Genomic DNA, 11,629 nt, shown 5'->3' on the forward strand with positions numbered 1-11,629 from the left:
CGCGGCCGGAGTCGCGGCGCTCGGCGGGCTCGACGCGGTCGTGTGCTGCGCCGGGGTCTCCGGCCCCGTCGGCACCGCGGTCGAGGACACCGCGCTCGCCGACTGGAACCGCGTGCTCGCCGTCAACGTGACCGGCGCGTTCCTCGTGCTCAAGCACGCCCTGCCGACGCTGAGGGCCGCGCGCTCGGCCTCGGTCGTGCTGCTCGCGAGCGACTCGGCCGTCGTCGCCTCGCCCGGCATGGCGCCGTATTGCGCCTCGAAGGCCGCGCTGGTGCAGTTCGGCCGGGCGCTGTCGGTCGACCTGGCCGGCACCGGGGTGCGGGTCAACGCGGTCGCCCCCTCCGTGGTCGACACCCCGATGAGCCGCGGCGACCTGGGCGCCGATGCCTTCGACGACCCCGCCTTCCCCGTGCAGACCGCCGAGGAGGTGGCGGCGCACGTGACCTACCTGGTGTCGCCGCGCAGCAGGGCGGTCAACGGCACCACCCTGCTGAGCGACTTCGGCTTCACCGCCCGTTCGGGTTTCCCCGCCTGACGCACCCGCGTCCGGCCCCGCGGCGCCCTGCGCGCCAGAACACACAACAGGAGCACACATGGCAACCGTGGTCGGATCGAGCGTCTCCGGACGCGTCGTCGTCATCACCGGAGGCGGCACGGGCATCGGTGCCGCCGTCGCGGAGCGCTTCGCGGCCGAGGGCGCGCACGTGGTCGTGGTCGGCCGTCGTCCCGAACCGCTGCAGGAGGTCGAGCGGGCGGTCGGCGCCCTGCCGATCGTGGCGGATGCGGCCGACACCGCCTCCGCGAAGGCCGCGGTCGCCGAGGTGCTCGCGCGGTTCGGCCGCATCGACGTGCTGGTCGCGAACGCCGGCGGCCACGGTTTCTCGCCCGTCGCCGAGACCGACGACGCGAGCTGGGAGGCCGCGATCCGCGCGAACCTCACGACCGCGTTCACGATGGCCCGCGAGGCCCTGCCGGCGCTCATCGAGGCGAAGGGCCAGGTGGTGGTCGTGTCGTCGCTCGCCGGGCTGTTCGCGGGGCCGTCCGTGGCCGGATACACGGTCGGCAAGCACGCGCTGATCGGCCTCACCCGCACGCTCGCCCGCGACTACGGGCGGCACGGGGTGCGCGTCAACGCCATCTGCCCCGGGTGGGTGCAGACGCCGATGGCGGACGAGGAGATGGACGAGTTCGCGTCGCACGCGGGTCTCGGCTCCCGCGAGGAGGCCTATGCGACGGTCACGGCCGACGTGCCGCTGCGGCGTCCGGCCCGCCCCGCGGAGATCGCCTCGGTCGTGCGGTTCCTCGGCTCGGGGGAGTCGTCGTACATCACCGGTGCCGTGATCGTCGCGGACGGCGGCTCGCACGTGGTCGACGTCCCCACGATCGCGTTCGACCACGCCGGCATGTGACCAGGGGCGCGGCGGCGGGTGCCGTCGCCGCGTCGTCAGCCGATGCGCAGCTCGAAGCCGTCGTCGAGGTGCGTCAGGGTCACGGCGGTGAGGTCGTCGACGTGCACGGTCGGCGCGTGCGCCCCCGCGTGCCGACCCACCCCGACCACGCGCATCCCCGCGGCGAGCCCGGCCTGGATGCCCGCGCCGGAGTCCTCGAACACGACGCACTCGGCCGGAGCGACGCCGAGCATGCGGGCCGCCAGCAGGAACCCCTCGGGGTCGGGCTTCGATGCCGACACGTTCTCCGCGGTCACCGCCAGCTCGGGCACCGTCAGTCCCGCGGCCTGCATCCGGGCGGTCATGAGCGCCACGTTCGCCGAGGTCACGATCGCGTGCGGCACCGTCTCCAGCGCCGCCAGCAGCCGGTCGGCCCCGGCGATGCCGACCACGCCGTCCACGTCGCCGGCCTCGGTGGCGAGCATGATCTCGTTCTCGTGCAGGTTGATCGCGTGGTCGCGCTCGGGCAGCAGGATCGCCATGCTCTGATGGCCCTGGCGTCCGTGCACCACCCGCAGCACCGTCTCGGGGTCGAGCCCGTGCGGCTCCGCCCACGCCAGCCACAGGCGCTCCACCACGGCGGTCGAGTCGACGAGGGTGCCGTCCATGTCGAGCAGGGCGGCGCGGGCGCGGAGGATCTCGGTCATCCGCTCAGGCTAACCCCCGGCAGCCCGTCTCAGCCGCCGAGGTAGGCGCGGTGCAGAAGGGCTGGGTCGTCCTGCAGCGCCTGCGGGCTGCCCTGGAACGACACCCGTCCGCCGGCCACGACCACCGCCTCCTGCGCGAGCCCGAGGGCCAGCTGCGTGAACTGCTCCACGAGCAGCACGCCCACCCCGGACTGCGCGATGGACTGCACGATCGGCATGAGCCGCAGGAACACGACGGGGGCGAGGCCGAGCGACATCTCGTCGATCAGCAGGATCCGCGGTTTCGCGGCGAACGCCCTCGCCAGCACGACCATCTGCTGCTCGCCGCCGGAGAGCAGGGCGGTGGGGGCGTCGATGCGCTTCTCGAGCTCGGGGAACTGGGCGAGCACGGCGTCCACCTCGGCCGGGGTTCGCGCGGTGAGCGAGAGGTTCTCGCGCACGGTCAGCGACGGGAACACGGCCCGCCCCTGCTCGATGTGCACGATGCCGCGGCGGGCCCTGGCCACCCGGGACAGGCGGTCGATGGGGTCGCCGTCGAGCGTGATCGTCCCGGCCGAGTGCGGCGTCACGCCCGACACCGACTCGATCAGGCTGGTCTTGCCCGCGCCGTTGGGGCCGACCAGGGCGAGCACCTCGCCGCCGGACACCCGCAGCGACACGTCGGAGATCACCGGTCCGGCGCCGCGGCTCACCGTGACGCCGTCGAGCACGAGTTCGCTCATGTCAGCAGCTCCGTCTCTCCCATGTACGCCTTCACGACGTCGGGGTTCGCGAGGACCTCGGCCTGCGGACCGCTCGCCAGCACGCGCCCGAAGTCGAGCACCGTGAGGGTCGGGCACACGGAGCGCACGAGGTCGAGGTCGTGTTCGATGATGATGAGCGCCACGCCGTAGCGGGCGGGCAGCTCCCGCAGCCGCGCGGCGAGCGCGAGATGCTCCTCGTGCGACAGCCCGGCGGCGGGCTCGTCGAGGATGAGCAGCCGCGGACGGGCGGCCACGTTCGCCGCGACCTCCACCAGCCGCCGCGTCCCCACGTCCACGCTCGACAGGCGGGAGCGCGCGGGCGGGCAGCCGAAGAACGCCAGCACCTCGTCGATGTCGGCCGCGGCCAGCCGGCGTCGCGCGACGAAGCGCACGTACGCGCCCACCGTGAGCGCGGGCGGCACGCGGTCCTGCTGGAACGTGCGGCGCAGTCCGAGCCGGGCGCGCCGCGTGGGGGAGAGCCCGGCGAGGTCGCGGTCGCCGAGCAGCACCCGGCCGTCGTGCTGCGGCAGGAACCCGCTGATGGCGTCGACGAACGTGGACTTGCCCGCGCCGTTCGGCCCGATGAGACCCATGATCGACGCGGCGGGCACCGTGAACGACACGTCGTCGAGGGCCTTGAGCGCCCCGAACTGCACCGTGAGGCCGTCGACCGTGAGCACGGGCGCGCCGTCGAGGGCCGCCTCGTCGACGGTCGCGGTGGTCGTGGTGGTGATGGCGGCCGCGTCGGCGGCGGCGTCGTCGGGCAGCGCGGTGAGGTCGGCGTTCGCCGTGCGGCGGTCGGCGCGGCGGTAGATCAGGTTGCGGATGCCCTGGCCCAGGTTCGTGCCGCTGGTGAGGGCCTGCACGCCCAGCACGCCGAACACCACGAAGCCCCAGTCCTGCGGCACGCCCCAGCGCTTGAGCAGCTCGGGCACCAGCACCCACAGGAGCCCGCCGAAGATGGCCATGTCGATCAGGTGCGCCCCCGACATGATCGCCAGCACGTACAGCGCGAGCGACTGCAGCGGCGTGAAGCTCGACGCGAACGGCAGCTGCACCTGCCCGGCGAGCAGCCCGCCGGAGATGCCGCCGAGGGCCGCCGAGACCGCGAACGCGGTGAGCTTGGCGGAGCGCACGCTCTGACCGGCCGCGGCGGTGCCGCGCTCGGAGAACGCCACGGCCTTCCAGCTCGCCCCCCAGCGGCCGCGCTGGAGGAAGAACACCCCGAGCGCGCACACCGCGAGCACGATGATGGAGAGGAAGAAGAACTGCCGGTCGTTGGAGAACAGCCCGGGGCGCTCGACCGCGATGCCGTCGGCCGATCCGGGGAACTGGATCTGCACGAGCGTCACGTCGGCGGCGGCCGCGAAGCCCAGCGTGACCACCGCGAGGTTCACCCCGCGCAGGCGCAGCGCCGGCAGCCCGACGAGGATCCCGACGAGGCCAGCCGCGACCCCGCCGCACACGAGCCAGACGAGGAAGCCGCCCGGCGCCTGCATCACGTTCAGCAGCGACACGATCCACGCGCCGACCGCGGCGAACGTGAGCTGGCACAGGGCGATCATGCCGGCAGAGCCGGTCACGATGCCGAGTCCGAGGATCGCGATCGCGGCGGTCACCGCGCTGATCGCGAGGAAGACGAAGTACCCGGGCAGGGCGGCGCTGAGGATCGCGCCGGCGCCGATGCCGAGGGCGGCCACGGCGAACGGCCAGGTGGTACGGAACCAGGGGCGGTCAGCGAGCGGCATCCCACACCTCCTTGCGCTGCGTCCAGAGCAGCAGGACGACGATGAACAGGAACGGGAGGAAGTTGCGCACGAGCGCGACCTCGTCGATCTGGGCGACGAGCCCGCCGAGCACGCCCAGCACCAGGCCGCCGACGACGGCGAGATCGAGACGGCGGAACCCGCCGAGCAGCGCGGCGGCGGCCGCGGGGACGATCAGCATCGACAGGCTGGTGGCGTCGTTGGACTGCGAGGGCGCGACGATGATGATCGCGATCGCGCTGATCACCCCGGTCACGAACCACACCGCGATCGACAGCGGACGCGAGCGGATGCCGAGCAGCTCGGCGGTGGTGGGCCGCTCCGACAGGGCGCGCAGCTGCGCGCCCACCCTGGTCCGCCGCAGGACGACCCGCACGACCACGGCCGTGACGATCGCCATGAGCACGGTCGCGACCGTGACCTGGCTGATCACGACACCCCCGAGGGAGAAGGCGGGACCGGCGATGATGGGCGTGAACGGCTGCGGCTTGTTGCCGAACAGGATGAACGACAGCGAGATGAGCAGCAGCAGCGGGCCCACGGTCATGGCGGAGCGCGTGGTGGTGGAGGCCTCGGAGAGCCAGGTGGCCGCGATGAAGCCGATCGCGGCGGACAGCAGCCCCGCCACCAGCACGCCCAGCACGGAGCCGAGCCAGATGGGCAGCCCGAGCTCGCGCACGAACCAGACGGCCGTGAACGCCCCGAACATGCCGGTCGCGGCCTGCGCGAAGTTCACGACGCGCACGAGCCGCGACATGAGGGTGAGACACACGCCGAGCACGGCGTAGAGGCCGCCGGCGGCGAGACCGGCGATGGCGCCTTGCAGCATCAGGCGTCCTTTCTGGTGAGGGGGAGGGGTGTCCGACGGGCTCGGCGACCGGGCGGGTCGCCGAGCCCGTCGACGCGGGGACTACTCGCCGATGCGCAGCCAGTCGTCCGCGACCTTCTCCCAGGCGTTGGTGCCGGACTTCAGGATGATCGGCCAGCCCGCGGTGTTCTGCGTGCCGAAGGCGTAGGGCGTGCCCACCATCGGATTCTCGATCGGCTCCATGCTCTTCAGGGCCTCCGAGACGCTCTCGCGGGTGATGTCGCCGTCGATGCTCTTGAGCACCTCGATGAAGTACGTCGCCGCGAGGTAGCCGCCCTGGCTGAACGAGGTGAGCGGGATGTCGTTGGCCTCCATCAGCTTCCGCCAGTCGGCGTTGATCTCGTTGTCGTCGGTGAACGGGTAGAACTCCGCGGGGACGTAGATGCCCGCACCGGCGTCGTCGATCGCGTCGGCGAAGTTCTCGCTGTACACGCTGGTGAGGTACAGCCAGGTCACGTCGTCCCAGCCCTGGGCGTTGGCGGCCTTGACCTGCCCGATCGCGTCGGGCTCGACCGGGTTGATCGCGAGGGCCTTGCAGCCCTGGTCGCGCGCCTTGACGATGTAGGGCGTGTAGTCGGACGCGCCGTACGGCACGGTGTCGTCGATGTACTTCGGCTCCTTGCCGGTGATCTCGGTCCACTTGTCGATGGCCGCCTGATACGTGGGGCGAGTGGATCCGGCGATCTCCAGCAGGATGCAGATGTCGTCCAGGCCGAGCACCTCGGAGCCGTACTGCAGCGTGAGGGTCATGTCGTTGAACGGCCCGACGTTGGCGGGCGAGATGTTGTCGCTGTCGAAGCAGCCGGTGTCGACGCCGATGCCCGGCAGAGACAGGATGCCCTCCTGCTCGTAGTACTTGGCGTTGATCTCGCACTCGATCAGGCTCGCGGAGCCGACCAGCGCGACGGCTCCGTCGCTGCCGACGATCTCGCGCGCCGAGGCGGTTGCCGTGGCCGGGTCGCCCTTGTCGTCGAGCATCTTGTAGTCGATCTTCCGGCCGTCGAGCCCGCCGTCGTCGTTGAACGCGTCGAAGACGGCCGCGGCCGCCTGCGAGGCCTCGGGGAACGTCGCCGGGCCGCTGATCGTGTTCACGGATCCGACGACGATGGGGGCGCCGTCGCCCCCGCCTGCGCCGTCCCCGCCGGCGCAGCCGGCGAGAGCGAGGGCGGCCACGGCGAGGACTGCCGCGGTGCCGGTTGCTCGTCTGTTCATGTGCTTCCTGCCTCTCGTGTTCGGTGGTGCTGTGTCGCGTTCGTGGGTGGTCAGTCGCGCAGCGCGCGGTTCACGAGCTCGGTGTCGGTGAACTGCTCGAAGGCGACGATCTCGCCGCCCGCCACCCGCCAGACGTGGGCGACGCGGGCGGCGAAGAAGCGCCCGGTGCGCTTGTAGGTGCCGGAGTAGGTGCCGATCCCCACCACGACGTCGCCGCCGTCGACCACCTCGTCGATCGCGACGGTGTAGTCGTCCCACTCCTCCTGGATGCGGCCGAACACGTTCTCGGCCACCGCCTCCGGGCCGATGTAGGTGCCGGCGTAGGGGAAGCCGGCGGCCTCCGTCCACTCGATGTCGGCGGCGAACGGGGCCAGCATGCCGTCGAGGTCGCCGCGGTCGTTGGCGGCGTAGTGCTCGCGCACCAGGTCTGCATCGCTCATCGGGGTCTCCTCGGGTCAGACGGGCTGCACGTCGGGGTAGGCGACGGCGCCCAGCGGGTAGATGTGGCCGCCGGCGCGGGAGTGCTCCGACTCGCCGTCGCCGTTGAGGCCCAGGAAGATGCCCGTGGTCATCAGCTGATAGCCGAGGTCGTGCAGCCACACGCTCGCGACCGCGATGCGGAACTCGCGGAAGCAGAACAGGTACAGGCCGTCGGCGAACTTCCACACGGTCGACAGGTCCATGTCGCCGTGGCCGCGCTGCACACCCTCCAGGCACTGCCAGGCGTAGCGCTGGCTCGACACGTACACGTGCTCGTACAGGTGGTGCGGGCTGTAGCGGTAGACGTTGCGCTTGCCGATCAGGTCGCGGCTGGGGCCCGGCACCTCACCCGTCGCCTCGCCCCCGTCGATCGTCGCGGCCCAGAAGTCCTGCCCGACCTGGGGCGTGCCCTCCACGGCCTCCGCGGCGATGCGGGAGCGGACGACGGTCGCGCGACGGGTCGAGGTGCAGAACACGATCGTGAGGGCTTCGCGCTCGCGGCTGGTGAGCGGCAGGTTGACGAACACGACGTCGTCGCGCACGCGGACCGCGTCGTACGGGTCGCGGCCCGAGGCGCCGAGGCCGTCCCAGTGCGCCGACTCCTCGTCGAAGCGGAGCGCGAGGCTGCCGCCGTCGTCGAGGGTGAGCGTGAACGCGGTGCCGGCGAGTCCGGTGTTCGGCAGCCGGTACGTGTCGATGCCGGCGGCGAACTCGTCGTAGGTGCGCCACTCGTCCAGCGCGGGGTCGGCGGTGATGTCGGTCATGGGGGTCCTGACGTCGCACGCGGCGGGGCCTCCTCGCCCCGGGCACCGCGTCATCGCGGTGCGCTTGCCTCATGCTCGATCCGGGCCCGGCAGCCGCTCAAGCGCGCGCTCCCCATCGCGCGCCGAGAGTCAACCGGCGTGCCCTCCCGGGCAAGTCCGGTGCGGTGCGTCCCGGGGTGCGCGGTGCGGGGTGCGGGGTGCGGAGTGCGGGGTGGAAAAGGGGCCGGGGGTGGGGGCGGGAGGCGCGTTTGTGATCCCGGATGCGGCGGGTGCGGGGCGTCCGCGGGGCCCGGGGTGGGAAACGGGCCGGGGGTGGGGGTGGGAGGCGCGTTTGTGATCCCGCACCGCGGGCCAGCGGACGGGGTCAGTGGGCGGTGCGGTACTCGCTGGGGGAGATGCCGTAGGCGGTCTTGAACGCGCGGCTGAAGTGCGCGGCGTCGACGAAGCCCCAGCGGGCGGCGATCGCGGCGACGGGGCGGTCGGCGAGCATCGGGTCGAGCAGGTCGCGGCGGCACTGCTCCAGGCGGCGCGTGCGGATCCAGGTGGAGACCGTGACACCCTGCTCCTGGAACAGCCCGTGCAGGTGCCGCGTCGAGATGAAGTGCGCGGCGGCGATGGTCGCCGGGCCCAGATCGGTCGAGGCGAGGTTCCGGTCGATGTGCGAGCGGATGCGCTGCATGAGGGCCCGGTGCGGATCGGCCGAGGCCTGATCGAGCCCGAGCTCGCGCGTGAAGACGGTCGTGACCAGGTCGAGCGCGCTGTGCGCGAGGCGGGCGCCGGTCGTGCCGGCGAGCTGGTCGAGGTTGCCCGCGAGCTGCGTGAGGTACGGCACGACCATGCCGCCCAGCCCCTCCTGCCCCGAGATGCGCACGGCCGTGAGCTGCCCGATCATGTCGGCGGGGAGGCTGATGAGGTGCTTCGGGAACATCACCACCATGGTGCGGAAGTCCTGGTCGAACACGAGCGAGTACGGGCGGTCGGTGTCGTACACGGCCAGGTCGCCGGCCTGCAGCACGGCCTCCCGGTCGTCCTGGATGAGCAGCCCGGTGCCGGCGAGCATGAGGCTCACCTTGAAGTACGAGCGGTCACCGCGGGCGATCAGCTCCGACGTGCGCTCGACCACGTGGGAGGTGGCACGGATGTCGTTCACGTGCACCTCGTCGACCGAGGCGCCGCGGATCACGCCGCGGAACTGGTCGGCACCCGCGGTGGTGACCTGGAGGGGGACGAAGGACTCCGAGACGGCGGCGCGGAAGTCGCTGATGTTGCGCGCGACCAGAGTCGACACCGATTCGGCGGGGGCGGCGAGTGCACCGTTCATGACTGATCACCTCGGGCTGGTGGAACGACGACGTTGTATACGATCCGTTCCGCGATGGTATCACCGGGACCGCGCGAAGGGGATGCCTTCTAGGATGTGGACCGTGAGTGACGGGGCGATGAGGATGCTCGCGGATCGAGTCCTGCGGGTGCTGCGCCAGGTGCGCGGACCGGGCACACCGGAAGCGGTGTACGAGGCGACGGCCCTCATCGTGGGCGCGGCGTTCCTGGTGCTCGGGTTCGTCGTGGCGCTGCCGGTGTTCTGGGGCCATCAGCTGTCGATCAGCGGCACCGGGTCGATCGGCGTGTTCGCGGCGTACGGAGGCGCGGCCACCGCGGCGCTCGCCTTCGCTCTGGGGCGCCTGGCGGTGCGGCCAGAGCAGCCCGACCCCACCGCCGTGCGCGACGGCTTCAGCGTGCCGGGCGACCGGCTGCGCTGGTACGACCTGCTCGCGATCGCCTTCGCCCACGCCGCGATCGCCTACCTGGGCTGGCTGGGCATCGCGGAACTGCTGGAGCGCAGCTTCGTGGATGCCCCGGTGTTCCCGTTCCCCGGCGCGATCCTGATGGCGGTGGCCTTCGCGCTGACCGCGTACGTGTCGTTCCTCAGCGCGGTGGCCCTCACGCCGATGGTGCTGTCGCTCGTGCTGGCGGTGTTCCTCGTGGTCGGGGCGTTCGCGAGCATGCTGGCGTCGAGCGACGTGCACTGGTGGCGCGACAACCTGTCGGCGCTCGGGATGAGCAGCAACAGCGCCTCGGTCGCGTTCAACGCGACGCTGGTGATCGCGGGGGTGATGGTCACGACGATCGCGCGGTATGCCACGGCCGGTCTGCCCGCCGACGATCAGGCCGAGCGGCGCGGACGCCTCGTGGTGCGCGGCGGCCTGATCCTGATGGGCATCTTCCTCGCGTGCGTCGGGCTCTTCCCGGTGGACGAGTTCTTCCTGCTGCACAACACGGTCGCGACCGGCATGGCCGTGGTGTTCGCCGTGGTCGTGGTCGGGCTGCCGTGGTTTCTGCCCGCCATCCCGCGGGTGTTCGTCGGGCTCGGCTGGGCGTACGTGCTGGTGATCGTGCTGCTCGGCGCGTTCTTCGCGGTGGGGTACTACAACCTCACGGCCGTGGAGCTGATCGCGGCGGTGCTGATCTTCAGCTGGATCATCGTGTTCCTGCGCACGGCGGGCTCGATCGGACGCGGCTGAGGTGCGACGGCGCGATCAGTCGCGCAGGGCGTGCGTGGCCTGGCGGGTGCGGCGCAGGGCGTCGACGGTCTCGGCGTAGCGCCGCTTGGCCACGCCGATGAACAGGCAGTCGACCAGGGTGAGCTGCGCGATGCGGCTGACCATGGCTCCGGCGCGGAAGGCCGACTCCCGCACCTCGGTGAACAGCGCGTGATCGGCGGCGTGCGCGAGCGGGGAGTCCTTGGCCGAGGTGACGGCGACGGTCGCGGCGCCGTTCGCGCGCGCCGTCTCCAGGAACCGCACGGTCTCGATCGTCGACCCCGCGTGCGAGAAGCCGATCGCGACGGTGGGGGCCGCGTGCAGCACGGTCGCCGCGACGGCCTCGTGCGGGTCGGCGAGCACGTGCGCGTTGCGGCCGACGCGCAGCAGCTTGTGCGCGAGGTCCTCCGCCACGAACTGGCTCGCGCCGATGCCGTACAGCAGGATGCGGTCGGCGCCGTCGATCGCGTCGATGGCGGCCTCGAGCACGTCGAAGTCGAGCTGGGCGACGGTCTCCTCGATGGCCAGGAGCTCCAGCGCCGCGAGCTTCGACACCGCCTCCTGCAGCGTGTCCTCGTCGGAGATCTCCGAGCCGAAGGCGCCGCGGGCCGAGAACTGCGCGGCCTCTTTGCCGAGCTCGGTCGCGAGGGCCATGCGCAGCGGGGCGTAGCCGCTGAAGCCGATGGCGCGGCAGAACCGCACGACGGAGGCGACCGAGGTCTGGCACTCCTCGGCGAGCTCGTTGATGGTCTTGTCGATCACGATCGAGGGGTTCTCGCGGACCACGGTCGCGATGCGGGCGAGCGAGGGCGGCAGCGTCGATGCGGCCGCTTCGATCGTCGACTGGATGCTCAATCGGTCCTCCGGGGATGTGGGATTCTCAAGTATGTCGTGACGGGGGTCGTGACAAGAATGGTAAATTCTTTTCAGTGAGTCTACTTCGCATGTAGTCTCTTTTCGTTACTTCCACCGCGTCCCCGAGGAGAGCCGATGAGCGCCCCGCCGACCGCCACCGTCGATCTCGGCAAGTCCCGCTGCCGCGTCGTCGTGCACGCGGAACCGCGCGTGGAGCGCTCGGGCCTCGGCGCCCCGGGTCTGGCGTCCGCCGGCGGCGTGACCGCGGCCCTCGACGCCATCCTCCCGCTGCTCGACGGGCTCCCG

At 71.9% G+C, this 11,629-nt stretch carries 12 protein-coding genes; 3 read left to right on the forward strand and 9 right to left on the reverse strand.

Features of this window, described 5'->3' with window-relative positions:
- Window positions 1-535, forward strand: a 535-nt coding sequence (locus DW309_RS02665) for an SDR family NAD(P)-dependent oxidoreductase (RefSeq protein WP_136044486.1), incomplete at its 5' end; no start/stop codon positions are given.
- A gap of 58 nt (window positions 536-593) precedes the next feature.
- Window positions 594-1,409, forward strand: a complete 816-nt coding sequence (locus DW309_RS02670) for an SDR family NAD(P)-dependent oxidoreductase (RefSeq protein WP_136034199.1) — start codon at window positions 594-596, stop codon at window positions 1,407-1,409.
- Between the two features lie 35 nt (window positions 1,410-1,444).
- On the opposite strand, the gene DW309_RS02675 is transcribed toward DW309_RS02670, so the two are convergent.
- From DW309_RS02675 to DW309_RS02710, 8 genes are all read right to left on the reverse strand, one after another.
- Window positions 1,445-2,095 (reverse strand): HAD-IA family hydrolase, encoded by a 651-nt coding sequence (locus DW309_RS02675; protein ID WP_136034197.1) that lies wholly within the window; start codon window positions 2,093-2,095, stop codon window positions 1,445-1,447.
- A gap of 29 nt (window positions 2,096-2,124) precedes the next feature.
- Window positions 2,125-2,817 carry an ABC transporter ATP-binding protein gene (locus tag DW309_RS02680; RefSeq protein WP_136034195.1) on the reverse strand — a complete coding sequence of 231 codons (693 nt, stop codon included), beginning with the start codon at window positions 2,815-2,817 and terminating at the stop codon, window positions 2,125-2,127.
- Window positions 2,814-4,586, reverse strand: a complete 1,773-nt coding sequence (locus tag DW309_RS02685) for a branched-chain amino acid ABC transporter ATP-binding protein/permease (protein WP_136034193.1) — start codon at window positions 4,584-4,586, stop codon at window positions 2,814-2,816. The genes DW309_RS02680 and DW309_RS02685 overlap by 4 nt, the downstream gene beginning before the upstream one ends.
- The gene (locus tag DW309_RS02690) at window positions 4,573-5,433 is read right to left on the reverse strand and encodes an ABC transporter permease subunit (protein WP_136044487.1); all 861 of its coding nucleotides are present in this window, start codon (window positions 5,431-5,433) and stop codon (window positions 4,573-4,575) included. The genes DW309_RS02685 and DW309_RS02690 overlap by 14 nt, the downstream gene beginning before the upstream one ends.
- Window positions 5,434-5,514: 81 nt before the next feature.
- Window positions 5,515-6,684, reverse strand: a complete 1,170-nt coding sequence (locus tag DW309_RS02695; RefSeq protein ID WP_136034190.1) for an ABC transporter substrate-binding protein — start codon at window positions 6,682-6,684, stop codon at window positions 5,515-5,517.
- 50 nt (window positions 6,685-6,734) lie between these two features.
- On the reverse strand, window positions 6,735-7,124 hold the full coding sequence (locus DW309_RS02700) for a nuclear transport factor 2 family protein (protein ID WP_136034188.1): 390 nt from the start codon (window positions 7,122-7,124) through the stop codon (window positions 6,735-6,737).
- A gap of 15 nt (window positions 7,125-7,139) precedes the next feature.
- Complete coding sequence (locus DW309_RS02705; RefSeq protein ID WP_136044488.1) at window positions 7,140-7,928, reverse strand: MoaF C-terminal domain-containing protein; 789 nt, start codon at window positions 7,926-7,928, stop codon at window positions 7,140-7,142.
- A gap of 364 nt (window positions 7,929-8,292) precedes the next feature.
- Window positions 8,293-9,249 carry an AraC-like ligand-binding domain-containing protein gene (locus tag DW309_RS02710; RefSeq protein ID WP_136034184.1) on the reverse strand — a complete coding sequence of 319 codons (957 nt, stop codon included), beginning with the start codon at window positions 9,247-9,249 and terminating at the stop codon, window positions 8,293-8,295.
- A 103-nt stretch (window positions 9,250-9,352) separates the two neighbouring features.
- Between DW309_RS02710 and DW309_RS02715 the strand changes: the two genes are divergently transcribed.
- Complete coding sequence (locus tag DW309_RS02715; protein WP_206251579.1) at window positions 9,353-10,450, forward strand: DUF998 domain-containing protein; 1,098 nt, start codon at window positions 9,353-9,355, stop codon at window positions 10,448-10,450.
- A gap of 15 nt (window positions 10,451-10,465) precedes the next feature.
- Here DW309_RS02715 and DW309_RS02720 read toward each other — a convergent pair whose 3' ends face one another.
- Window positions 10,466-11,323 (reverse strand): MurR/RpiR family transcriptional regulator, encoded by an 858-nt coding sequence (locus tag DW309_RS02720; protein WP_136034182.1) that lies wholly within the window; start codon window positions 11,321-11,323, stop codon window positions 10,466-10,468.
- Window positions 11,324-11,629: the final 306 nt, after the last annotated feature.

Origin of the sequence: Microbacterium sp. K41, from assembly GCF_004794395.1 — a bacterium.
In the GTDB taxonomy this organism is placed as follows: Bacteria; Actinomycetota; Actinomycetes; order Actinomycetales; family Microbacteriaceae; genus Microbacterium; species Microbacterium sufflavum.